23 protein-coding genes and 1 other RNA gene are annotated in these 23,741 nt (G+C 34.1%); 14 read left to right on the top strand and 10 right to left on the bottom strand.

Going from position 1 to position 23,741, the window contains the following annotated elements; all coding sequences use genetic code 11:
* Position 1: 1 nt before the first annotated feature.
* The 3 genes from MR041_RS01065 to MR041_RS01055 all read right to left on the bottom strand — a co-directional run bounded on the left by MR041_RS01065 (position 2) and on the right by MR041_RS01055 (position 2,403).
* Positions 2–715: a hypothetical protein gene (locus MR041_RS01065; RefSeq protein ID WP_242091728.1), complete on the bottom strand. Its 714-nt coding sequence runs from the start codon at positions 713–715 to the stop codon at positions 2–4.
* Positions 716–1,105: 390 nt separating this feature from the next.
* Positions 1,106–1,516: a DUF1761 domain-containing protein gene (locus MR041_RS01060; RefSeq protein WP_242091727.1), complete on the bottom strand. Its 411-nt coding sequence runs from the start codon at positions 1,514–1,516 to the stop codon at positions 1,106–1,108.
* A 179-nt stretch (positions 1,517–1,695) separates the two neighbouring features.
* Positions 1,696–2,403 (bottom strand): VIT1/CCC1 transporter family protein, encoded by a 708-nt coding sequence (locus MR041_RS01055; protein WP_242092483.1) that lies wholly within the window; start codon positions 2,401–2,403, stop codon positions 1,696–1,698.
* 313 nt (positions 2,404–2,716) lie between these two features.
* On the opposite strand from MR041_RS01055, the gene MR041_RS01050 reads away from it, so the two are divergent.
* From MR041_RS01050 to MR041_RS01030, 5 genes are all read left to right on the top strand, one after another.
* Positions 2,717–3,619 carry a DUF6268 family outer membrane beta-barrel protein gene (locus tag MR041_RS01050; protein WP_242091726.1) on the top strand — a complete coding sequence of 301 codons (903 nt, stop codon included), beginning with the start codon at positions 2,717–2,719 and terminating at the stop codon, positions 3,617–3,619.
* A gap of 274 nt (positions 3,620–3,893) precedes the next feature.
* A complete protein-coding gene (locus MR041_RS01045) occupies positions 3,894–4,541 on the top strand; it encodes a hypothetical protein (RefSeq protein WP_242091725.1) in 648 nt (215 codons plus the stop codon).
* Positions 4,542–4,845: 304 nt separating this feature from the next.
* Positions 4,846–5,109, top strand: a complete 264-nt coding sequence (locus MR041_RS01040) for a hypothetical protein (RefSeq protein ID WP_242091724.1) — start codon at positions 4,846–4,848, stop codon at positions 5,107–5,109.
* Between the two features lie 391 nt (positions 5,110–5,500).
* Positions 5,501–7,069, top strand: coding sequence for a sulfatase (locus tag MR041_RS01035; protein ID WP_242091723.1), 1,569 nt, complete (start codon positions 5,501–5,503; stop codon positions 7,067–7,069).
* A gap of 309 nt (positions 7,070–7,378) precedes the next feature.
* Positions 7,379–7,900: a hypothetical protein gene (locus MR041_RS01030; RefSeq protein WP_242091722.1), complete on the top strand. Its 522-nt coding sequence runs from the start codon at positions 7,379–7,381 to the stop codon at positions 7,898–7,900.
* A gap of 256 nt (positions 7,901–8,156) precedes the next feature.
* Here MR041_RS01030 and MR041_RS01025 read toward each other — a convergent pair whose 3' ends face one another.
* From MR041_RS01025 to MR041_RS01015, 3 genes are all read right to left on the bottom strand, one after another.
* Positions 8,157–8,957, bottom strand: coding sequence for a hypothetical protein (locus MR041_RS01025; RefSeq protein ID WP_242091721.1), 801 nt, complete (start codon positions 8,955–8,957; stop codon positions 8,157–8,159).
* 414 nt (positions 8,958–9,371) lie between these two features.
* A complete protein-coding gene (locus MR041_RS01020) occupies positions 9,372–9,881 on the bottom strand; it encodes a nuclear transport factor 2 family protein (RefSeq protein WP_242091720.1) in 510 nt (169 codons plus the stop codon).
* 607 nt (positions 9,882–10,488) lie between these two features.
* On the bottom strand, positions 10,489–10,971 hold the full coding sequence (locus MR041_RS01015; RefSeq protein WP_242091719.1) for a hypothetical protein: 483 nt from the start codon (positions 10,969–10,971) through the stop codon (positions 10,489–10,491).
* A gap of 497 nt (positions 10,972–11,468) precedes the next feature.
* On the opposite strand from MR041_RS01015, the gene MR041_RS01010 reads away from it, so the two are divergent.
* From MR041_RS01010 to MR041_RS01000, 3 genes are all read left to right on the top strand, one after another.
* The gene (locus tag MR041_RS01010) at positions 11,469–12,467 is read left to right on the top strand and encodes a hypothetical protein (protein ID WP_242091718.1); all 999 of its coding nucleotides are present in this window, start codon (positions 11,469–11,471) and stop codon (positions 12,465–12,467) included.
* A 322-nt stretch (positions 12,468–12,789) separates the two neighbouring features.
* On the top strand, positions 12,790–13,272 hold the full coding sequence (locus MR041_RS01005; RefSeq protein ID WP_242091717.1) for a hypothetical protein: 483 nt from the start codon (positions 12,790–12,792) through the stop codon (positions 13,270–13,272).
* 77 nt (positions 13,273–13,349) lie between these two features.
* Entirely contained in the window at positions 13,350–14,198 is an 849-nt protein-coding gene (locus MR041_RS01000) for a hypothetical protein (RefSeq protein WP_242091716.1), read from the top strand.
* Between the two features lie 279 nt (positions 14,199–14,477).
* Here the strand turns inward: MR041_RS01000 and MR041_RS00995 are convergent, their stop codons facing one another.
* From MR041_RS00995 to MR041_RS00985, 3 genes are all read right to left on the bottom strand, one after another.
* Entirely contained in the window at positions 14,478–14,849 is a 372-nt protein-coding gene (locus MR041_RS00995; RefSeq protein ID WP_242091715.1) for a hypothetical protein, read from the bottom strand.
* A gap of 77 nt (positions 14,850–14,926) precedes the next feature.
* The gene (locus MR041_RS00990; RefSeq protein WP_242091714.1) at positions 14,927–15,343 is read right to left on the bottom strand and encodes a hypothetical protein; all 417 of its coding nucleotides are present in this window, start codon (positions 15,341–15,343) and stop codon (positions 14,927–14,929) included.
* 218 nt (positions 15,344–15,561) lie between these two features.
* Positions 15,562–15,942, bottom strand: coding sequence for a hypothetical protein (locus MR041_RS00985; RefSeq protein WP_242091713.1), 381 nt, complete (start codon positions 15,940–15,942; stop codon positions 15,562–15,564).
* Positions 15,943–16,092: 150 nt separating this feature from the next.
* Between MR041_RS00985 and MR041_RS00980 the strand changes: the two genes are divergently transcribed.
* The 3 genes from MR041_RS00980 (at position 16,093) to MR041_RS00970 (ending at position 19,470) form a co-directional block, all read left to right on the top strand.
* On the top strand, positions 16,093–16,479 hold the full coding sequence (locus tag MR041_RS00980; protein ID WP_242091712.1) for a hypothetical protein: 387 nt from the start codon (positions 16,093–16,095) through the stop codon (positions 16,477–16,479).
* A 425-nt stretch (positions 16,480–16,904) separates the two neighbouring features.
* Positions 16,905–18,380 carry a sulfatase family protein gene (locus tag MR041_RS00975; RefSeq protein ID WP_242091711.1) on the top strand — a complete coding sequence of 492 codons (1,476 nt, stop codon included), beginning with the start codon at positions 16,905–16,907 and terminating at the stop codon, positions 18,378–18,380.
* A gap of 328 nt (positions 18,381–18,708) precedes the next feature.
* Positions 18,709–19,470, top strand: a complete 762-nt coding sequence (locus MR041_RS00970) for a DUF6090 family protein (RefSeq protein WP_242091710.1) — start codon at positions 18,709–18,711, stop codon at positions 19,468–19,470.
* A gap of 1,098 nt (positions 19,471–20,568) precedes the next feature.
* On the opposite strand, the gene ssrA is transcribed toward MR041_RS00970, so the two are convergent.
* Positions 20,569–20,967, bottom strand: a transfer-messenger RNA (tmRNA) gene (gene ssrA / locus MR041_RS00965).
* 131 nt (positions 20,968–21,098) lie between these two features.
* Between ssrA and MR041_RS00960 the strand changes: the two genes are divergently transcribed.
* The 3 genes from MR041_RS00960 to MR041_RS00950 all read left to right on the top strand — a co-directional run bounded on the left by MR041_RS00960 (position 21,099) and on the right by MR041_RS00950 (position 23,676).
* Positions 21,099–22,304 (top strand): NAD(P)-dependent oxidoreductase, encoded by a 1,206-nt coding sequence (locus tag MR041_RS00960; RefSeq protein WP_242091709.1) that lies wholly within the window; start codon positions 21,099–21,101, stop codon positions 22,302–22,304.
* Positions 22,305–22,460: 156 nt separating this feature from the next.
* Positions 22,461–23,198, top strand: coding sequence for a slipin family protein (locus MR041_RS00955; protein WP_242091708.1), 738 nt, complete (start codon positions 22,461–22,463; stop codon positions 23,196–23,198).
* 100 nt (positions 23,199–23,298) lie between these two features.
* Positions 23,299–23,676, top strand: coding sequence for a DUF1801 domain-containing protein (locus MR041_RS00950; RefSeq protein ID WP_242091707.1), 378 nt, complete (start codon positions 23,299–23,301; stop codon positions 23,674–23,676).
* The last annotated feature ends 65 nt before the right edge of the window (positions 23,677–23,741 follow it).

Below are 23,741 nucleotides of genomic sequence, written 5' to 3'. Positions count from 1 at the left end.
TTTACTCCGCAAACTCTAATTTTTTCTCCGCCATTTGGTAGATAGTCATGATTTCACTTTTGGTAAAATAAAGCTTCCGAACCTTAAAGCCTTTATCAACTATTTCTGTATTGTAATTCTCATTAAAAAGCGGTTGTAATTCATCAATCAAACTAATGTCCTTTTGGTTAATAACACCTTCATTTGCATTATAAATGGTGAAACTGAATGTGACATCAGTAAATATGGTTCGTTCTCTGCCAGCCTCTTCCCACCATAGGGATCTGTTTTTCGCCCCAAGAAACGTATTGTCCCTCATTTTAAATTCCATGGAGATATAAGCATCAGCCTTGTTCTTTTTTACAGTTCTTTTAAATCCTCTATTTGGGAAACCCGTTACTTTACCCGACGTGATACTCGGATTTTTTGGATACATGATAAGCACTTCCTCATACCCATATAGGCGCTTCAACATTTCAGAGGCCGAATCACAAATGGAATGCACTTCATCTATAGATATTGGCTCAAGATATCTATGGAGCTCCTTTTTTCCGGTAAAAGAATTTTCAATATAGGCTTTATTTCCATATTTGTCATACTCTTGAATTTCATGTCTGAATCCATCAGGAATCCAGAAGTCGAAATTGTATAATATAGCCTTTTGTGCATATGAGGAAAATGAAATCATAAATAGTATCAGAAAGATGCAGAATTTGGTCACTGTGGATTTTGTCATAACCTTAGTTTTAGTAGTTCAGAGACTAAAATAAAAAAATTGGTTTATAATTCTATACTGCGTATTCAATTATAATGGGGGAAGACCGGGCGTTTTCTTGTAAAAAGAAAGAAAACCAGCCATGCTTAAAATTGCATTCTTAAAGACAGAATTTAGGGGAGGAATTGATCCTGTAATTCCTTTGAAGAAAAAAGGTCTGATACAGGAACGATAATTTATTAGACTGGGTAAACCATTATAAGTCCCTAAAACGCTCTAAAACCTCAATACGTTATGCTTAAATGAGACACCACACCCCAAAACAGACAAAGACACCAAGGTGGGGTGTAATAATACCTCATGAATGATTATTATGATTTACTGTTTTTGTAGTTCTAATCGTATTTGTGGTCATGAATCAGCAGCACCATCACGAATATGAGCAACCACAATTCCGAAAATTCCAAATTGGATAATATGAAAAGCAGCATTCGTCAACCAAGCTTCAAGTGGTCGAGTATCCCTGGTCGCGTAAAAAATGAGGAATAAAGGTAAGTACATAAATGTCCCCAAGGCTAAGCCGTATTTAATTCCTTCACGGAATTTATTTTGCCCTTTTGCTATTTCACCATAGAGATATGAAAACATACAAGATGCGATGAATAAACCCAGAAGTGCAATTGGTATTAATTGTTCTTCTTCTGGCCTGACCGCCTTAGATACATACTTCTCAGGAAAGACATAAGTATAAAACAGGATGTCCATAATGACATACATTATAAAAATGACAACAGAGCTAATTATAAGTTTCTTTGTATTCATCAGTTTTTCTTTTTTATGGTGGCTAACGGTCTCGTGTATGATTCCGTTGCGATTGAATCCTCCCGGATTCTATATTAGGAATTAAGTTTCATTAAAGTTAGGAAAATTTAATTGGCTTTAGGAAATCAAGCAATGGATTATACACGTTTTTGTGTGCAGTTAAATACAAGTGTGATTAATTACCCAACACTTATACCGAAAAGATAGCCAACCAAGGCGGTTAATCCCATGGCTACGGTTCCCCAAAAAGTAATTCTTAATACTGCCTTAGCTATACTTGAACCCCCTGCTTTAGCAGCTACAGCCCCGAGAACAATTAAAAAAACGATCGCAAATCCGTACAGCAAAACCTCCATTTTATTCAAGGGAGAAAAAATTGCAACAATCAATGGGAGAATACCACCAATTGTAAATGCCCCTCCTGACGCAAGGGCGGCTTGTATGGGTTTGGCTTGACTGATCTCTGTAATTCCTAGTTCATCTCTGACATGGGTCCCCAATGCATCATGTTCGGTTAATTCTTTGGCCACAAGCATTGCAGTTTCTCTTTTTAATCCTCTATCTTCATAAATTTCAGTCAACCTTTCCAGTTCATAATCAGGCATTTCTTCCAATTCTTTTCTTTCACGCTCGATATCTGCCTTTTCCACATCGGTCTGGGAGCTTACAGAAACATATTCACCAGCTGCCATTGATAAAGCCCCAGCCACTAAGCCTGCAACGGTTGCCAAGATGATAGGCTCTCTAATCTCACTCGCTGCGGCCACACCGATTGCGATGCTGGCAGTGGACAATATTCCATCATTTGCACCTAGAACAGCTGCTCTCAGCCAGTTGCTACGCTGTATGTAATGAGGGTCTAAATAATTGTCTGGATTATTCACAATATGATAATGGGTGTTCTATTAATTACATACAACTATGGAATAAACACATTGTGTTTATTCCATAAATTTAAGTAAAAATGTTAAAGGATATCTCATAATCTCTAATAAAGCCTTGATAGGTAGTGCTTAAAACACCCCCTATACCCCGAAACAGCCAGAGTCACCAGGGAGGTGTAATACTACTTCATGAATGATTATTGTCATTTGCTGTTTTTGTAGTTCTAATTACATTTGTTGGGAATGCTAAGAAGCATACCTTGAAGAAATCCGCTATTGAATTAATGTCCATTGTAGCTCATTCTAAAAACAAAAAATGAAATTTATTTTAAGTATTTTATTCGGTTGTATTTTCCTCCAGGGATTTTCACAAAATTACTATGACATTTTAAATTTGACATATACCAACACATTACAAAACGATTTTGAAACATCCAATGCACAGACCACTGTTGAAGAATTAGGTTTAGAATTTAACTTTCCCATTATAATCAATGAAAAAACAGTTCTTCTTACAGGACTTTTTGCAAACAGGACCCAATTGTCTTTAGATGCGAATAGGCCCGGTTCTAACTTAAATGTGTTGGGAATGAATTTTGGAGTGAACACAATAATTAATGATAGATGGTCGGCAACATATATGGTTTTTGCTAAACTAGCTGCAGACAAAATCACGCTCTCCAAAGCGGATTTACAGCTGGCCCTATTATCATTATTTACCAATAAAAAACGGGATGATTTAAAATACAGGTATGGTGTGTATGCCAATACGGAAAAATACGGAGTTATTGTAGTGCCTATATTTGGCTTGTATTATGTGAGCAGCAATAAGAAATTTGAAGCTGACTTGAACTTGCCTATTGTTGGGGATATTAACTATAAAATAGGTCAGAAGTTATGGCTTGGTTTGAAGTTCGACGGATTGGGAACTACCTATAATTTAAATGATCAAAATTATAGTGTTGATGGAGCCTATGTATCGAAGATCTCAAATGAAATTGTGACTTATTTGAGATTTCAGTTAAGTAAATCCATATACTTAAACACTAAGATTGGTTATGCCATCAGTAGAAATTATGACGTGTATGATGGGAATGATAAAGTAAACTTAGCACTAGGGCCCATTTATTTTGGAGATCATAGAACCCGGTTAAATGAGCGCTTTAAAGACGGTGCTATTTTCAAGATAGAGCTGTTATATCGACTCCATTTTGATTAAAGGCTTCATATTTACGAATCGCCCATTCCACCAAATTTTTTAGTTCCCTCAATAATTCCCTTCTAACATTACACTATCAACAACCTCTAAAAACACTCTAAAACCGTGATATGTCCTACTTAAAAGAGACTCCTACACCCCAAAACAGTTAGAGTCATTTCAATGGTATAATCACTCATTAATTTTTAAAGAAATCTTAATTTATCCGAATTTCTCTATAGAATATTATCTGGGATACTAATCTTATATGTTAAGTTTAATTTTAGTACTGTAAATGAAACATAAAGCAAGAGATAAAGAGACTATCTCCTCTATAAAGAAACATTTACACGTTAAATACAATAATTGTGAAATAAACAATAAAATAATCATGAAAAAAATAATGCTCGTTATATTTCTTTCTCTTGTGTTATTGACGTGTAGTAAAGATGATATTGAAGAGTTTGACGATGGTCATAAAACTTTTTTGGAGAAGTTTGAAGGTACTACATGGAAATACTGGAATTTTGAGATTAACCCGAAAAAATTTTACTTCCGGTTTATTAATGACTTAAACAAACCAGTGGAATATTGGTGGCGTTCCGAAAGAGCCAATGAATCGAATAATTATTGCTTTGAACATAAATATGTGACTCTTTCTGAAAAAGTGGGTGAATCAATAACTATAAACACGCATTCTATGGATGAAAATATTCTTGGTAAGGAACAATCCAATGGAACTTTGGAATATAGATCTTCTCAAATAATTGATGAAATTGAATATCTGCAGATTACAACTTTTGATATCACTGATGATATTATGATTTATAAATATGAGGAATTTAAAAATGGAGACTTAACCTGTCTAGAAATAGTATTTTTTAGCGGACATGTATCTTCTTCACATGTGGATGGTTTAATTTTATGCGGACCAAAAAATTAAGGGGACAAATATTTTAAATTTAATTTAGCAACGGAATTATGAAGATGAATAAGGAAACAGTATAAATAAAAGAATAAAATCTTTTTTAAAACATTGACAGACAAACAAAAATTCCCTCCTACCCCTACACCATCAGAAACATCTAAATCGCTCTAAAACCTCTGCATGTCATACTTAGATGAGGCACTACACCCCAAAACAGCCAAAGACACCAGGGAGGTCTCATAATACCTCAAGACTGACTAATATCATTTACTTTTTTTGGAGTTTCATTTACATTTAGTTTCAATTACATTTACTGGTCATGAAGAATCCGTTTTTAAAATTTCCTTTTTGGTTCAATTTTATTCTTCTAATTATTTTCCTACCGATTAGCACATTTACTTTAATTTTTGGTTTTGCCCATGTTGTTGAAGCAATTAGGCAATCTATTAAAGGTGTTACTCCTCCTCCGGATGCTTTCGAGGGCGGGATTATCGTTATGAGCCTGTGTTTGATTGGTATTATTACTTTGTTAATAACGATCGGAACATTCCTTGCTATCCTTGGCGGCAAAAACAAAAGTTAAGTTTGTATTTTACTTTTAATAATGCTTATGATATGATAATCACCCTATTATTCCTCGGAAATCCCAAAACAGCACGAGTCGTTTCAATAGTATAATGATAAATAGTAATTTTTGGTATTTCAAAATAATAGCATAAACGTCAAGTCTAAATAATAAGTTAAACGAGAAGTATAATACCAGTATTTTATCAATTAAATTCAATCTTTTATATATTATTTCTAACATTTTATGGGGAAACGTAAAAATATTTCAAGCATAAATGTATTTTTATTTATTATTTAATCATATTATTAAAACTGACAAATAATTTGTTCTAAAGACTTTTTACCCTTTTTAATTAATGACTAAGCAGTTTTTCTTAGAACCAATTATAAATTAACAACTAGAAAGAATGAAGCTAAGGTTGTCACTGGTATTGGTGTTATTTTTCACTTTTAAAATGCCATATTGCCAGACCGATACAATGAAACCCAATGTCCTGCTCATTATTTGTGATGATCTTAACGATTATCAAGGTGTTTTTGGAGGGCACCCTCAAGCCAGAACACCCCATATTGATAAACTCACCAACTCAGGTGTTCGTTTTTTGAATGCGCAATCCAATATCCCAGTGTGTTCACCGTCCAGAAATAGTTTTATTACCGGTGTATATCCACATGTTTCAAAAGACTATGGCTGGACCGATTTAAAAAAACAGCCCGTTCTTAAACATAACAAAACCCTTATGCGCTATTTTAAGGAAAATGGATATAAGACTTTGGGCTCTGGTAAAATTACGCACGGCAGCGTCATGGAAGACTGGGACGAGTGGGGTATGCCATTAAAGCATAATTATGGCCCGCTTTATTTTGATGGAGAGAAGAACAATTCAAACCCGTCGGTGCCCGCTCCCTTTAATAGTATTGGCCCAATTGATGGTTCCTATGGAAGGCTTTCCAGTGTAAAATCGGAAGGTATAGAAGGAAAAAAAGGCTGGGTGTACGGATGGGATAAAAAGCCAATGCGATATATTTCAGATAATGATAGAGATCTAATGCAAGATGAATTGCATGCACAATGGGCGGCCAATAAAATTTTAGAACTGGAAAAAAATGAAACGGAACAACCCTTCGTTTTGGCAGTGGGTTTTGTAAGACCTCATACACCATTACACGCACCTGATAAATACTTTGACATGTTTCCTTTAGAAGATTTAGTATTGGATCAATGGAAACCCGATGATTCAGATGACACGTTTTACAAGGCTAATTTTAACACAGAAAATAAAGATAACAAAGGGCCCAAATATTATAGAATGCTTCTGGAGTCCTATGGTGGTGATCATGAAACGGCTTTAAAACATTTTTTGCAAGCCTATTTAGCCTGTGTTGCATTTGTTGATGAACAAATAGGCAAAGTGATGGATGCCTTAAATAACAGTAAGTTTAAAGAGAATACCATTGTTGTTTTAACAAGTGATCATGGTTGGCAAATGGGTGAAAAAGAGTATTTGTTTAAAAACTCTCCTTGGGAAGAAAGTATGAGAATTCCATTAGTTATTAAAACACCTGATTGCAAAGAAAATTTCCAAGTTGAACATCCTGTATCACTAATAGATCTGTACCCAACCTTAAAAGATTATTGCAACCTGAAAGGATCCAATAAATTGGATGATTTAGGTGGCGATTTAGGCGGCTTTAGCTTGAAGCCTTTTATTGATGGGAAAGAAGAAAATTGGAAAGGCCCTAAGGGAGCTTTGAGTGTGGTGGGTAATTTCGGAGTTGATATTCCGACCGAAAAACAAAACTTCTCATACAGAACTCAAAATTGGCGTTACATTCGATATGGCAATGGCCAAGAGGAATTGTATGATCACAAAAACGATCCATATGAGTGGGAAAATTTAGCCCTGAATGAAGCATTTAAGGAAGTCAGAAGGCGATTATCGCATGAAATGGACAAGTTGATAAATACCGAATAGCGCCAAATCAACAAAGACCATAAACAGGTATATTCAGACACACTAATTTTTTGAGTCTGAAAAAAGTTGAGGTGATAATTTTTAACTTTAATTATACCTAAAACCTGTTACCCATAGTTATAAATTATTCATGATTATTCTTTAATTCAGTTAACACCATCTAAACTGATATCCCTCATTGTGAATTTTTAGTATTACACTTACATTGATTATTTATGAAATCTGTCCTGATTTATCCTTCATACAGGAATTGGGACATTCATTAAAAAAGACCATTTTAAATTTAATCAAACATTAAATTATACAATTATGAAAAAATTATTATTTGTTATCATTGCTGTATTTGGATTCTCAAATATTAGCGCACAAGGTGGGGAAGATAATTCCCAAAATTCTAACTCCGGCGAAGGATTCAATTTAGGTTTACATGTGGGTATTCCAGTGGGCGATTGGGATGACCTTTCGTCATTTACTCTTGGATTGGATGTGTCTTATTTGTTTAATTTAGGTGAAGGTCTTGATGTAGGACTTGCAACAGGATATATCAATTTCTTTAGTAAAGATTTTGATGGGTTTGAAGTAGAGGATCTCGGTGTTATACCGGTTGCACTTTCTTCAAGAATTGTATTAGGCGAAGATTGGTTTTTTGGAGCCGATGTGGGATACGGAATTATAACTAATGAGGGTTCAGATGGGGGAGGATTTTATTATTATCCAAAAATTGGTTTAAGAATTGGTTCTGCTGATATATTTGGATATTACCAGAGTATGATAAAAGATTCTATTGATGCCTCTTCAGTTGGAATAGGTGCGACATTTAATTTAAACTGATTATTATATTCAAATATTAGAAGGGAGAATAATATCTCCCTTTTTTTTAATCTATAGCAGCACAAAAAAGAAACAATGAATAAATCACCAATTCTATTGAACTTTTAACCCCCAAAACAGCCAGAGTCATTTCAGTGGTTCAATCAAGCATACTAATTTTTTGGTTTTTCTTGGAATAAGTTGGTCATGCATACTTTGCTTACTTTCATTTACAAAAAACCCCTCAAATGAGGGGTTAAACAATCTTTACTTGTTATCAATTCCAATTCTTTACTAAATTGCCTTCTGAATCAAGTGACATCACTTTTTTCCATATTACACGCTTATAGAAATCTTGATTTTTCATTAGATCACTCGTTTTTTTCCAGCCTTCCTCGGGGAAATCGATATCTGTATTCCATGAATCATAGATATCACTCATGTTTTTGTAGGCATCAACTGTGTAACAATTCCAATTATAACCATAACCTCGTGGGTTAAGGACCGATGCTGTATACCAGAACACTTGTTTGGTGTTCTTTTTTGTGATATGTTCTTCAAAAAACGGCTTCCAATATTTATCCTGTGCATCCAAAAAAGCATTGACATCAGTGGCTTTCGCATAATTATGAACTAAATAATTCCATTCGGCATCTACTGAACCAACAAACGATCTCCTGCTAAGCAATACATTTGCTACCCTAAACTTTGGTTGTTTGAGTCGTTCGTCAATGAGCGCTAGCTTTTCTTTATCCATAGCGCTTCTGACTTCCTTTTCAGCTTCAGGGTAATCTTTATTCAAATTGTCAAGATTTTCTAAAGGACCAATTCCTAGGAAAAAATAAACGTTGGGTTCAGATTCCAAACCACCAATCCTTCTCATTACCGTCCAGCCTGTTAATTTACCTTTCTTCATAAGGTTTGCATGAACCTTACTCCAATACATGGCTTCATTCGCCATAAAGACTTCCATTTCATCAGCCGGGACATGTCTGTAACCATAGGCGAACACACCATTCTGTGAACTCATATTTGAGACTCCAAATAAGATAAGGGCAATGACTACTAATTTTTTCATAATGTTTTGTTTTTAGTTAGTGAATAATGGTTTCTATTGATGATTAATTCGTTATGCCATAAGGGGATTCAATGTTTAAGGGGGAAAACTATACCATTCAAGTGAAATATAATTTTTTGTAGGGGAGTCAAAGAATAATTTCTTGAATTTCAAGTGTAATATATGAAGAATAATTGATTAACAGTGTTTTAATATTTATGTAAGAGGAATAGACCTTGTCATCCCTGTCAGTAAAAAGGTCTGAGAGAGGAACGATAATATCTTAGATAGGGTAAACCATTATAAATCCCTAAAACCCTCTAAAACCTCAATACGTCATGCTTAAATGAGACCCTATAACCCGAAACAGCCAGAGTCATTTCAATGGTATAATCAGACACACTAATTTTTTTTAATATTTATTAAACTTAGTTTTTATTCCTCGGCTTTGTTCAGTGGGGAATGATGTTCGTGAACTATTCTCCATCCATTATCAGTTTTCAGAAATAGAAGTGTCATTTGGTCATTTACGACAACGGAATCCTCTCCAAACTTTAGATGAAAATCAGTGTGAGTAGTAACATTAGCTATATCGCCATAAACAGCAATTTTAGTGTCGTTCATATCAAATTTTGAGATTTCTGTAACAGAACCGAAAACACCTCTTTCAAAATCTTCATTTTCTTTAGCTCCATTTCGAACTTCTCCATTTTTAAATTCAGTAAACTTAGGGCTATAGGCATGAAAAGAAATCAGTCTATCAAGGTCTACATCTCTTACACTCTGAACTATGCTGTCTATGGTCATATTTATTTCCTGTTTGGCTTCTGGAAATTCATCATTTAAAAGGTCAACTTTTACCTCCACTTTTTCCTCAATTTCTTTACAACTATTTAGTATGATACCAAAGGCTACAATTGTTAGAATGGTTAATTTAATTCTCATAATTTTCAATTTAATTGGTTAATGTTAATTTATAATCTTTCAAAGTTTTTTAATTTAAAATTTTGATGTGCTTTGAAAATGGATTGACAGTCTTTTTTACTATGGCTATTTTTTTTGAATAAATTTTGGATGCACGTAAAAAATCAAGTGACCTGTTTTAAAAAAATATAATGCTAAATTATTTTAAGCACAATGGATTACTTGCTGCATAAACTGCTAGCAGTGTCCTCTTTTGCCTTTAACTAGCTAATAATAATGCGTAAGATAGTTTTCAATACAATCCTAATATAATAAAAATATTTTTAAGGGGGTTTTGGTTGTGGGTTCTACAAATCTGTTTCTAACTAAATTTTTCACCACAATTACTTATAGCCAAAGTTGTATGTTCTGCTTTTTGTCCTTGTAATTTACTCAATTAATTCAAGTCGTTTTACAATGCTGTTTTTTTCAAAATTGTCCTCGGTGATAAAACCGCATTTGCCTCAATCTTAGAATTGTCGCTAACTAATAACCCAAATTTTTCGAGTGTATTCGGACGTAGTCGAATCGGCTGTAATTACGGTTATACATTATTGTGCTAAGTTTTTTAACGTTTTAACATTCAACATCATTCTTTTATTCCAGACTTTATTCTTTGATTTCTACCATACTCAATAAATGAACCATCAAAAAATTTACTGAATGGATGTTTTAACAATGCTCCAAATCCCGCAGAGAGTACCACACCATCAACTAGAGCTTTTCTAGATTTCCAATTTTTTGCACTCAACATTTTATTTTCATTTTGCAAAAATAAATTTTCGACATGTCGAACCTCGGCGCCAAACAAGTAAAAACCATGAATTTGTTCCTCTTCATTTAATGATTCAGGATTATCTCTAAATACAGTGATTAATCTTGCCAATTCTTTTGAACTGCTAAAATTCAGAAGTATGTTGATATCCAAAGCTGCAATTTCATGAAAAGTTGATGCTTGTGTCGCTTTTGTATTGGCTTTAATTTGAACACCAACAAACACCAAAGATATAATGATGGCAATCGCTGATATTATTTCAGCGATTAAAGCATATTCTTCTAATGTTTCTATCATATCCTTATTCGTTAGATTTTGAATTAATTATGTTAATACAAATAAAATCAATTTAATGTTATTTCGTTTTCTAAAATTAAGCACAACGAAGGCATAAACTCATTGTGTTTATACCACCAATATAAGTAATAATACAAGACAACCCATAATCCTAAATAAAAGCTTAATTGATTCTTGATTAAAATTCGCTACGTAATACATCCTTTGTTACACTGTAGTCTCCTTTTTGTTATAATATAAGTAATCCATTTTTTAAGAGAATGAAAAAGGTCTGATACACGAACGATAATACCTCAGACAGGGTAAACCCTTAGAAAATCCTAAAGCGCTCTAACACCTCCATTAGTCATGCTTAAATGAGACCCTATCCCCCAAAACAGCCAAAGACACTAGGGAGGTGTAATAAGACTTCATTACTGACCAATATCATTGCCCATCACCTTTAATATTTTAAATTATTTATTTAAAGGAACAGACTATGTTAAATGAGAAATGCCATGATTTCAAAAGTTTGTTTTCATTTTAAAACTTTATTCCTCACGTTAATTGTCCTAATCCTAATAATACCATATCCGTTATTGTCTCAAGAAGAGGAGTTTCGAGTTATAACCAGAAAAGAATTAGATACAATTTATGGAAAGCATCACTTTGACGGAAAAAGAAAAGTATTTGTTACTCATGCTAATGGACAAACAAAGTCTATCAAAACAAATAATATATTATCTATAAGAAAAGACATTGAAGGTTGGAAATATTTTGAATGGGAACCTACAGAGTTAACCGATTTTTTGGAAATAAGTATTGATTCAATGAGTGGAGAAGAACTCTTTCTAAAAGCAAAGGAATGGATAGAGATGTCTTTTCTTCCAACTGAATATGGCTTTTTGATACAACCAGATTCGATGTTTGCAGAAAAAGAAGGTAGAGGCTTATATAAAAATAATAGTGCACCAAAAGGCTTCATTAGTGTAAGGGATAATTTGCCAAAAATAATCCCAGAGCTTGAATATAGATTCAATATTGATGAAGACAACTATAAAATAACATTGGTTGGATGTAATCAAATAATCCTAAAAAGCATAGTACCATTATCCGCAACTTTCTATACAATTAATTTAACATTCCATGAAACAGGGTACAAAATAGACCCAATTAATCTGTTTTACTGTTATATAGATCCATATATTGATTATGAAGAAAAACCATTAATTGAGCTAAACCCTTTTAAAGCTGCGGTCGATGGTTTTGTAGATGGAATATTAGGAAATTATGACAAAACCTATATTCTTGAATTTCCAATTTATGATATTACACCTTTTAGAGACGAATCAGGAATGATAGAGCGAAAATGGAGATGCTTTTTTACTCGAGTTGAAATCCTTTTCAACGATTTGAATAGAACATTATATAATTATATCAATGGGAATAAAATAGATCCTAATATTTATGTATACTATCCTGAGACAAATTGTTGGCAATATTGGAGAACATGGTAATTATTTTGTTACTATCTTTACTAATATGAAAAGATTACTCCTTTTATTCTTATCAATTTTGACTTTAGCTCGTTCATCGGGTAACAATAGTGTAGATATAAATGACCCAATGAACAACTCAAACTAATTAAAACCTCTGAATAGTTAATCCTCATTAATTCAGTTAACACAACCTAAACTGATATCCCTCATTGTGAATTTTTAGTATTAATGTTAGGTTACTTTTTTATAAAATATGTCCCGATTTGTACTTCATGTATTAACTAGGATATTCAATTTTTAATGGATAGGTAATTTTATGATATAACTTAAATACAATATCATGAAAGCACTACAGATATTATTAGTAGGAATTAGCTCTGTTCTATTATCATGTGGTCCAAGTGAATATTTTGATGGACCTGATATTGTAACAGAATGGTTTGAAGATATGAAAGACTTACACTATGAAAATAAAACCTATCTGGCTCCTCCAGAATGGATAATTGGAATGTGGTATGCGGATGATGATGAATATGTGAGGGCAGTTCAGTTTACTTATTCCGATGTTATTAGTTATTATTATTCAAATGGGTTGAAATCTTTTAGTCAGAATAAACAGCTTAATAAAATAAGATGGGGTGAACATGCATCGACTCTAATTGAGCAGATTAAAACCGATACTACTTATTTTTATAGCGTTCAGGAAAATACTTCAGGAAAACCAATTTACAATAAATTATTCCAAAAAATTTCAAACGATTCTATCATAAACATTCTTTCGGGTCACACCACTGACACTATAAAATATGGAAGGAGATATTAATCATTTGAGGACGTTAAATCCTAATAATTAGGAAGTGATAAAATCATGGCTCTAACATTAACTAAAATAAATATAAAATGAAAAACATTCTTTGGATCATAATCTTGATTCCCTTCCTAATTATAGCACAGGAGAAGCAATACAGAATTGTTACTAAAAAGGGAGAAACAATCATTGCTAGTAAGATTAGAGAGAGAGGTAATAAACTTGATATTCTGGAAGTCAATGGAAACAGTAAAACCATAAGGAATAGCTCTATATTGTATATGAGTGAAGATATTGAAGGATTGGAATACTTTAAATTCACACCTTCTGGATTTACCGAATTTGTAAAGGTAAAATTCGATTCAGTTAGTAAAAAGGAATTGCTTGACCATACTATGAGCTGGATAAAAGAAAAGTATGTTTTGATGGAATATGGCAGTGGTATTAAAATTGAGGAAATTCTTGAAAAAGTACCTGAATTTGACGGTCATATTCTTTATAAAGCAGAAATACCGAACAAATCCGAACCAATATTTGCTATAGATACCCTCAATTCGGTTATTAAAATATTTGGATATAATAGCGACACATATTTTTATAGAATTGATATTACCTTCCGTAATAGTCAATATGAATTTGATCCAGTGTCTTTATGGTATTATAGTAATAGCAATGAATCAGGATCATTTTTTGGAACTATGGTTAACGATCTCATTTTTGGAGAACGTTGGGAGAAAAATGAATTATGTATTTCAAATCCTAAAAATTGTAATTATTTTTACTTTGACCGGAAAGGTAAACCGTTCTTCAAGGAGATAGAGTTGCTAATTATTAATATCGAACATCTTTTTAATGAACTTCATTCATCATTGTATAACTATATCCATCAGAAAATGATAATGAAAAATGGTGATATAACTTCAGTTGAAATAGAACAATAAAATTTGGTAATAACTTAAAGAAAAAGTCTGAGAGACGAACGATAATTCGTTAGATAGGGTAAACCCTTAGAAAATCCTAAAGCGCTCTAACACCTCCATTAGTCATGCTTAAATGAGACCCTACACCCCAAAACAGCCAGAGTCATTTCAATGGTGTAATCAAGCACACTAATTTTTTAAGAATTTGAGAATGATGGGGTATTTTTTAATTTTTCCTTTATTAAACATCTTAATAAAGGATGATATAGCGGCAATAATTTATAATTAAAAACAACAAATTTAATCAGGTGACATAATGAAACTATCAGCATTATTAGATACAAACCCCCAAATTAAAAGCGTTAATCCTATGCCTAAACCAATATTAACCATATCGGATGTTTTTTTGTCCAGAAGTTGAACTTTTTCTACTTGGTTTGTGTTTATCCAAAATTTTCTAGTCCTACTTACAAAACCATAAAACTTGCCGTCATCGGATAATTCAATCTTATTAAATTTCACTTTTTTTCCAGAATCAGTAGTGATTTTAACATTCAAATTTGATTTTGCAGCCTCAGAAAGAGTGACGTTGGCAGATTTGTAAACTGTACAACTTTGAATTAATGTCAACAAAGCCAAGAAGCGTGCTAACACTTTCAAATATCTTCTCATTGTATTCATCTTTAAAATTATCGATGAACAATGTAATTAGAACAGTTAAAAGTAGAAATGATGAGCATCAGTAAAAATCAAATTCCCGAAAAGATTAAAAGAGCAAACAAAACACCACCTGCAACAAAACCTGCTGCCCCAACAACAAGGATACCTGTCACATTAAATACTGTTGATAATGTCTTATTTTGGATTTGAACTTTTTCTATATCTTTCTTATCAATTGAAAATTCATTAAATATTTTTTTTCCTTTTAGCATCTTTACCATTTTTTTCCCAATGAATTTACCGTCCTCAGTTTTTTCAACTCTATAGAATTTTAGTTTCTCACCATCGGAATTGGTAATCTTAACTTTTTTATTTGTTTCCGATGCCTCAGAAAGACTGACATTAGCAGATTTATAGACTGTAAAACCAGATTTAAAGACCGAACAACTTTGAATTAATAGGATGAAGCAAAATAGAGTAGCGATTTTTTTGAAGTGTTTTTTCATGGCTTCTGTTTTAAAAATTAAACTCTTAATTATTTAAAACGCTCCACATAAATAGTTAATCAAAAATAGCACGGGTCTATTGTTTGAATATCCGAAAAATGTCTTCATGGATAAATTGGGATAACTACCTATTATTTAGACTTTAAACCTATTGTTCTCCCCAGGCTTCCTTAATATTAAATGCAATCCAGAAATTAAATATAATTAGTCATCAATGTCTAATACCGATAGGTGTAATCTTTACCAAAAGGATCAACTGAAAAACCAGCAATTAATACACCAATCAGAACAACAGGAATTGCGATGCTTACAATTATTGATGCTGTTTTATCTTTAACCTGGATTTTCTTTGCTTTTTCAACATTGACAAGTGTTTTTACAGTTTTACCACTGACTTTCTTAACACCATAGATGTTATCCTCAATGACTTCGATGCTATTAAATTTAACAGCTTGGTGATGTGGATACTTTACTCGAACCCTGGCATTATGTTTCATAGCCTCTTCATAAGGAGGAGAGACTTGTTTATAAATTGAGCAACCCTGAATCAATATCAACAAAGCCAAAAAGCGTGCTAACACTTTCAAATGTCTTTTCATTGTATTCACCTTTAAAATTAACGATGAACAATGTAATCAGAACAGGTGATAGATGATATGATGAGCATCAGTTCTGTAATTTTTAACTGATATCCCTCATTGTGAATTATTAGTATTACAGGTACATTGATTGATTCAAAAAATACCATTTTGAGAACAATAAATAAATATTTAAAAGCAGTCACTTTTTTTCTTGCAACACTTGTGTTGATTCAAGGTTGCACAGTATACAGAACAACCCCAGTAACTTTAGAGGAGGCATCTGCAACTAATAACAAAGTCAAACTTAAAAAAATAGACAATCAAACTATAAAGTATAAAAAAATCATAAGCATAAACCAGGAATATTTTGGAGTTAAAAGGAGTAAAGGTGATTTAATTAACGTTCCTATAAACAAAGAGGACATCAAATCGATTAAGATAAAGAATAGGTATTTATCGAATCTCCTGTCTTTCTTATCAGTCCCAGTAGGTGTAATAGTTTTACTAGGAGTCTTAATTGCAATACTTTTACTATCAGGAGTATCCCCCATGTGAGCATCTGGATAGTCTTGGTCATATTAGTGACTGGTTTTGGTGGAGTTTGTTTTAATTATATTTTTTCAAGAAAAAGTTCAGATACACGAACGATAATACCTCAGACAGGGTAAAGCCTCAGAAAATCCTTAAACGCTATAATATCTCAATATGTCATGCTTAAATGAGACCCTATAACCCAAAACAGCCAGAGTCATTTCAATGGTATAATCATGCACGCTAATTTTTTAAGAATTTGAGAATGATGGGGTGATTTAGTCATTTAGATTCCTTTTGAATACTTTTTGCTTATTTTTAGTGGGAATAAGGATGACTGAAACCAAGGGTTATGTTTGTTTATCGGCCAAATAACAGGGATAAAGACATATATTGGTAACATGTTACTAGTTGTACCTCGTTTAATCAATTAGTACTAAAATTTAAGAATGATTCACTACAGGAATAATTTAAATATTAAAAGTTGCAATACAGAAAGTATAATTAGATTATCTACTTTAATCATGGTATTCCTGTTATTCTCCTGCCAACAAAAAAAGACAGAGGGAAACAAGAAACCTAATATCATTTTAATAATGTGCGACGACCTTGGTTGGGGCGACACAGGTTTTAATGGAAACGAAATAATAAAAACCCCAAACCTTGACATGCTTGCCGCTAAAGGAATCACCTTTAGCCGTTTTTACTCAGCGTCTGCTGTTTGCTCGCCAACACGAGCTAGTTGCTTAACCGGAAGAAATCCGTATAGATTGGGCATTCCCGGAGCTAATTCGGGGCGTTTAAAAGAACAGGAAATTACTTTACCGGAATTGCTCAAACAAAAAGGTTATACCACGGGACATTTTGGGAAATGGCACCTCGGGACATTAACGACAAAAGTGAAAGATGCTAACCGTGGGAAACCTGGTGATTCCGCACATTATAGTATTCCAAGTATGCATGGTTACGATGAATATTTTGTTACTGAATCGAAAGTGCCTACTTACGATCCGATGTTAAAACCCGCCGTTTTTGATGAAGAAAAAGGTGAAAGTTTACGTTACGGTTGGAAAGCAATGACTGATAAAAGTGAAGCTAGGAATTATGGAACTTACTACTGGAAGGGGGAAGAAAAGAGTGCTATTGAAAATTTAGATGGTGATGATGCAAGGGTGATTATAGACAGAGCTATTCCATTTATTGAAAAATCCGTTCTAGATAAGAATCCATTCTTTTCTGTTGTATGGTTTCATACACCACATTTACCAGTTGTGGCTACCGATGAAATGATGGCAGATTACAGTGAATATTCGTTCAAAGAGCAGATTTATTATGCTACCATTACAGGAATGGATAAGCAAATAGGCAGGCTGTGGAAAAAGTTAGTGGAACTTGGCGAAGCCGAAAATACAATGCTTTGGTTTTGCAGTGATAATGGACCTGAACGAGACACACCAGGAACTGCTGGAATTTACCGTGAAAGAAAACGTTCGTTATATGAAGGAGGTGTTCGGGTACCTGCATTTTGTGTTTATCCAAATGGAATTGAAGCAGGACAAAAAACTGCATTCCCTTGTTTTACAAGTGATTATTTACCAACCATTGTTGATATTTTAAGACTTGATTTTCCAGATGATCGCCCAATTGATGGCGTGAGTTTAACTTCTGTTTTAAATGGGAAAGAGAATGTAAGAGAAAAGCCTATGGGATTTCAATATGGTGGAAAAATATCGTGGGTAACACAGGAATATAAATTAATAAGTACTGATAAAGGTGAAACATTTGAGCTGTATAACCTTTTGAACGATCCAGGTGAATTAAAAAATAGTATTGCAGAAAACCCTGAATTAGCAGAAGAAATGAAAGCAGATTTATTGGCTTGGGTGGAGTCTTGCAAGCAATCGAAAAATGGCAATGATTATTAACCAATATATAATAGTTGAATAATAACGAGGTATGACATTTTGGGTAAGTAATGGCAGGCAAAGTGCTAAATATCAAGTTTTGTAACCCGCTCAAACTGCGTAGCGGTTTGACACGAAATTAACACGCAATCTACCACTATTCATACAATTTACCGTTGTACATCATTGCTCCAACGCGAAAGCTTCGGTAGCTGAAACCGTGACCAACCTAATAACCAATGATAAAATTCTTTAGATTATCGAAACACAATTTTGCAAAGCAAAATCAAAGGTCTTGAAGACCTTTGGTTGAGATAGCCGCTTGCGGAAAATAAAACGAGATAATATTATGATTAAGTTTTTTAGAAGAATACGCCAGCGATTACTCGCTGAAAACAAATTCAGCAAGTATCTGATTTATGCAATCGGAGAAATTATTCTTGTTGTAATTGGGATTTTAATCGCATTACAAGTAAATAACTGGAATGAAAATCGCAAACGAAATGCAAATGAGTTGGAATATCTTAAAAGATTAAATGAGGACATAAAAGTATCAATAGAAAAGACAAGGCTTTATACTGACTTCATGATAAACACCGCAAATCGTTCAACTAAAATCATCGACAATTTGAACAATTGTTTAATTCCTGAAACTGACCAAAAAGATTTCGTGAATGGAATGTATCATTTAGGAAAATTAGCACCCCCTGTTGTAATTAGAGGTACAATAAATGAACTTCAATCAACAGGAAACTTATTATCTATTCAGAATGTGGAATTAAGAAAACAATTAACTAAAATGCTTGGTGTTTATGAGGAATTTAATGTCATTTTTTCGCAGGCAGAAGGCTTTGTAGCACCACATGTCTATTATATCGATGAAAAGTTTAGTTTGAATATTGAAGAACCAACTAGAGGTAACACTGAATTAGACTATGAAGATGCAATTTTTGATTTCAATGAACTCTGTAAAGATTCTAAATTTATTGCAGCTGTTTTAGCAATTCGAAATTATACTTTCGATGTAGCTAACTGGAATGAGTTGACTTTACAAGAATTAGAAATATTTAAAAAATCTATCGAGCAGGAATTACTATCGAAGGAAAAATAAATAAATCACAACAACGGATATAATCCATAGGAACAGACCTTGCATTTCCCATCAGTAAAAAGTCTGATACACCAACGATAATACCTCAGACAGGGTAACCCATCAGAAAATCCTAAAACGCTCTAATACCTCGATATGTGATGTGGGATTAAGAGGTGTCCTCGGATAACTTCATAACCAAAGACATTAAAATCAACTGCTTTGAAATGACAAGTTCGTTATTGAAGTTGTCTGTAATGCCACCACAATGTGGCAACTTAAGTCAGGAATTTAAATATGGGGAAAATCTTTATAAGTAAGCTGCTAAAATGGAATAAAAAAAAAGGATGTGAATTAACAGCATCCTTATTTTGATTTATTATGATTGATGAATTGATTGATAAATATTATTTATATCTTCTTATGTTGTTCCAGGTGTAACTTTTTGTTCTATTAAAGGTTCTGGGGAAATGATTATTGTTTGAAGTTCTCATAATTTCTATATTTTAATGGTTAATATTGGTTTTATAATTTCTAATTCTAAAATTGTATTATACCTTATAGACGACATAGAATATTATTTGTTACAGTACTATGCATAACAATGTAGTAATTTAACATTATTTAACAGTTGCCAGAATTAAAGTGAGAATATTTAAATTTGGAATTAGTTCTTTTAAATATGCTCCAAGACTTGATTAATTATTTTTCCTCATACCCCGCGAAATAGGCAGAGTTGTTTCAAGGGTATAACGAAACATAGTAATTTTTTAGAAATCTTAATTTATCCTAATTTCTCCATAGAATATCATTTGGGATACTCATCTCATTTGTTAAGATTAATTTTAGTACTGTAAATGAAACATAAAGCAAGAGATTAAGAGACTATCTCCTCTAAAAAGAAACATTTACAGGTTAATTACACTAATTATGAAAAAACTGCAATTACTGCTTTTTGAAGTAGCGTCGGAGAAATTAACTGCGTTGTTCACTTTCACTCCCATACTGTAAATACAACATGCTGTGCTTGGCGCACAGTCGCTTTTAAACAACAAAGTGCAATCAAGTAAAACTTGTTGCACTTATTTTTGTCTAAAATCGCAATCCTGTTGCGCTTAATTGTGGAGTCGGAGAGAATCGAACTCTCGTCCAAACAAGTTACCAAAGAGCTTTCTACACGTTTAGTTTTTATTTGGTTTTCGACTAAAAGCCGACTAAAAACGATCTACTTTTAGCTTATCATCTCAAAGTTTCAAAGTATTATCGATGCACTAATACCTCTAGGTTTACTTTTACGATGCCTCTAATTAGAACGCCATAAACCAGGGCTTTCAAGAGACATTTAGCTTTCCCGCCTTGCGGGACAAAGGCTTGAACTTACTATAATTCAGTTATTAAGCAGCTAAAGCGTAGTTATTCTCGCCGTTTAATGTTTGGTCTAGCCTTTAACGTGTTTCAAAACCCTTACACGACGTGCTTACTATTCAATACATCTCGCTGTCAAAACCAGTCGACCCCATAGCAATAGTAAATCTTCGAATTCTAAGAATACATCGAATCTCAAACTTCGGCCAGCAAAGTTATCAAAAACTTTGTAATTCAATGTAAATCCGAGTAATTTAGCACAAAAACTATTCCATATTACTATCATGAAGTTTGCCCTCATAAAAGAACGTAAAAACCCGCCAGATCGTCGTGTTGTCTTTTCACCCTCCAAACTCAAAGAAGCCATAGATCTATTTCCGGAATGCAGCTTTACAGTGGAAGCCTCGGATATTCGTGTTTTTCCCGATGAGCAATACAAAAATGCCGGATTTGAGGTGACTGACGACCTGTCCGACTGTGATGTGTTCATAGGTGTAAAAGAAGTGCCTATAGCGGCCCTGGTACCTGATAAAAAATACTTTTTCTTCTCGCATACCATTAAGAAACAGCCCTATAATAGAGAGCTGTTAAGGGCTATATTGGATAAGCATATTGAACTCTATGACCATGAGACCATTGTCAATGAGAAGGGGTTTCGATTAATTGGTTTCGGACGTTACGCAGGATTGGTCGGTGCGTATAATGGAATACGGGCCTTGGGGTTGAGAGATGGACTTTTTAATTTACCCAAAGTAGAGACCCTTGCCGATCTCGATGCCGTTAAGGCTGAGCTGGATAAAATTACCTTACCAAATATTAAAATTTTACTTTCAGGGACTGGTAAAGTGGCCTATGGAGCCAAAGAAATTCTGGACCATTTGAAGATAAAGGAAGTCAGTGATGCCCTGTACCTGACTTCTCAATTCACAGAACCCGTGTATTGTATCGTCGATGTCATGGAATATGCCAAACGTAAGGATGGTAAGGTAGGCAGTACGGATGAGTTCTATAGGGACCCGAGTGGTTATGAAAGTAATTTTATGCCTTATGCCAAAGAGACCGATTTCTTTATAGCCGGTCATTTTTATGGGGATGGCGCCCCCTATCTCTTTTCGCGCGAGGATGCCAAACATCCCGATTTTAGGATCCGTCTTGTTGCTGACATCTCTTGCGATATTGATGGCCCCGTAGCGAGTACCATCAGACCGTCCACCATAGCCAATCCGTTCTATGGTTATGATCCCATAACAGAAAAGGAAGTTCCTTTTGATACTGAAGGAGCTATTACGGTCATGGCGGTAGATAATTTGCCTTGTGAACTGCCCAAGGATGCCAGTGAAGGGTTTGGAGATATGTTCCTGGCACATGTGCTGCCCGCATTCTTTAACGGTGATAAGGATGGTATTTTGCAGCGCGCCAAAATCACTGAAAATGGTAAACTCACCCTACGCTTCGCTTATTTGCATGACTACGTTGACGGAAATGAGTAATGGCCTAACACAATAGACCCCATAGAGTAATATACTGCAGTCAGGGACTGAATTAGTGATGCTATCGATTTATTTGACGGATGTCATTTTATGGTTGATTAAAAAGCCGTACCTTCAAAGGTCATTAACGGATTATTAACTATAAAACATGAAGTCATGAATCCTCCTTTACTATTTACGGTTTTTCTTATAGTATTTCTCCTGTCAGGAATACGTATTATTTTTGAATACAAACGCGGCATAAAATTCAGGTTTGGAAAGTATGTAAAAACCTTACAGCCCGGATTCAGATGGATTATTCCTCTTGTTGAGACCATTCAGATCGTGGACATACGGGTCATTACCATCAATGTGGTATCCCAGGAGGTAATGACCGAAGACAATGTGCCCTGCAGTATTGATGGTGTGGTGTTTTTTAAGGTGATCGATCCGGAAATGGCTGTTCTGGAAGTCGAGGAATACAAATTTGCAATAACCCAGCTCTCTCAGGCGGCTTTGCGCGATGTTTGCGGTAAAGTGGAATTGGACACCATTTTATCGAAACGAGAGGAAATGGGTAAGAACATAAAGAATATTGTTGAGATTGAAACCAAGGAATGGGGCATCGAAATTATAGATGTTAAAATAAAAGACATCCAATTGCCGGAGAACATGAAGCGTATGATGGCCAATCAGGCAGAGGCGGAGCGTTCCAGGCGCGCCAGAATCATTCTGGCCTTGGCAGAGGAGCAGGCAGCCGGCAAATTATTAGAGGCCGGTAAGTTAATAGACCAGTCGCCGTCGGCGATTAAATTAAGACTGTATCAGACCTTGTCGAATATCGCCGCGGAGAAGAACTCAACCATACTCTTCCCGTTCCCGGAAGAAGTATTGCATCGCGATTCAAAAAAATAGAGGGTAATTAAAAGGCATGTCCTTATTAACTTTTTATGTTCTTATCAATCATTTTTTTAAGTTTGAAAGTTAATAAGGACTTTTTTGAATACCAGAGGCTTTGAAACCTGTAGACCACTATTTTTTAAATCAGAAGGAACCCTATCAATCCATAATGCTCTATGTAAGAAGCGTTATACTGAAAGCCTTACCTGAAGTAACTGAACATTTCAGGTACAACATTCCATTTTACCATATTGGAAAGAAACCACTCCTGTACCTGAATATCCTAAAAGGAAGGGACTATGTTGATGTGGCTTTCGTACATGGGGTTTTACTGGAAGATGACTTCCCAATACTGAGGAACGACAATAAGCGAAAGCAGGTGCGATCCATTCCATTAAAATCCTTGGAAGATTTAGATCAGGAAAATTTTGAAGCCCTTTTACGTCTTGCTGCACAACACCTGAAGTCACATAACAAAGCCTGGTTCCTGTAAGTTGCAAAGCCCTGGGAAATAATCGTTTTTTAAAACAACCAACCAGCCTTCATTTCTGTTAAAAC

The sequence above is a fragment of the Aestuariivivens sediminicola genome, from assembly GCF_022662015.1.
Classification (GTDB): Bacteria; Bacteroidota; Bacteroidia; order Flavobacteriales; family Flavobacteriaceae; genus Aestuariivivens; species Aestuariivivens sediminicola.
Note: the sequence above shows the minus strand (reverse complement) of the source record. Positions and strands in the feature narration are given on the sequence as shown.

Excerpts from the sequence above, each read along its gene's own strand:
- MR041_RS01065 (WP_242091728.1), bottom strand. The coding sequence starts at position 715 with ATGACAAAATCCACAGTGACCAAATTCTGCATCTTTCTGATACTATTT.
- MR041_RS01060 (WP_242091727.1), bottom strand. The coding sequence starts at position 1,516 with ATGAATACAAAGAAACTTATAATTAGCTCTGTTGTCATTTTTATAATG.
- MR041_RS01050 (WP_242091726.1), top strand. The coding sequence starts at position 2,717 with ATGAAATTTATTTTAAGTATTTTATTCGGTTGTATTTTCCTCCAGGGA.
- MR041_RS01045 (WP_242091725.1), top strand. The coding sequence starts at position 3,894 with ATGAAACATAAAGCAAGAGATAAAGAGACTATCTCCTCTATAAAGAAA.
- MR041_RS01040 (WP_242091724.1), top strand. The coding sequence starts at position 4,846 with ATGAAGAATCCGTTTTTAAAATTTCCTTTTTGGTTCAATTTTATTCTT.
- MR041_RS01035 (WP_242091723.1), top strand. The coding sequence starts at position 5,501 with ATGAAGCTAAGGTTGTCACTGGTATTGGTGTTATTTTTCACTTTTAAA.
- MR041_RS01030 (WP_242091722.1), top strand. The coding sequence starts at position 7,379 with ATGAAAAAATTATTATTTGTTATCATTGCTGTATTTGGATTCTCAAAT.
- MR041_RS01025 (WP_242091721.1), bottom strand. The coding sequence starts at position 8,957 with ATGAAAAAATTAGTAGTCATTGCCCTTATCTTATTTGGAGTCTCAAAT.
- MR041_RS01020 (WP_242091720.1), bottom strand. The coding sequence starts at position 9,881 with ATGAGAATTAAATTAACCATTCTAACAATTGTAGCCTTTGGTATCATA.
- MR041_RS01015 (WP_242091719.1), bottom strand. The coding sequence starts at position 10,971 with ATGATAGAAACATTAGAAGAATATGCTTTAATCGCTGAAATAATATCA.
- MR041_RS01010 (WP_242091718.1), top strand. The coding sequence starts at position 11,469 with ATGATTTCAAAAGTTTGTTTTCATTTTAAAACTTTATTCCTCACGTTA.
- MR041_RS01005 (WP_242091717.1), top strand. The coding sequence starts at position 12,790 with ATGAAAGCACTACAGATATTATTAGTAGGAATTAGCTCTGTTCTATTA.
- MR041_RS01000 (WP_242091716.1), top strand. The coding sequence starts at position 13,350 with ATGAAAAACATTCTTTGGATCATAATCTTGATTCCCTTCCTAATTATA.
- MR041_RS00995 (WP_242091715.1), bottom strand. The coding sequence starts at position 14,849 with ATGAGAAGATATTTGAAAGTGTTAGCACGCTTCTTGGCTTTGTTGACA.
- MR041_RS00990 (WP_242091714.1), bottom strand. The coding sequence starts at position 15,343 with ATGAAAAAACACTTCAAAAAAATCGCTACTCTATTTTGCTTCATCCTA.
- MR041_RS00985 (WP_242091713.1), bottom strand. The coding sequence starts at position 15,942 with ATGAAAAGACATTTGAAAGTGTTAGCACGCTTTTTGGCTTTGTTGATA.
- MR041_RS00975 (WP_242091711.1), top strand. The coding sequence starts at position 16,905 with ATGATTCACTACAGGAATAATTTAAATATTAAAAGTTGCAATACAGAA.
- MR041_RS00970 (WP_242091710.1), top strand. The coding sequence starts at position 18,709 with ATGATTAAGTTTTTTAGAAGAATACGCCAGCGATTACTCGCTGAAAAC.
- MR041_RS00960 (WP_242091709.1), top strand. The coding sequence starts at position 21,099 with ATGAAGTTTGCCCTCATAAAAGAACGTAAAAACCCGCCAGATCGTCGT.
- MR041_RS00955 (WP_242091708.1), top strand. The coding sequence starts at position 22,461 with ATGAATCCTCCTTTACTATTTACGGTTTTTCTTATAGTATTTCTCCTG.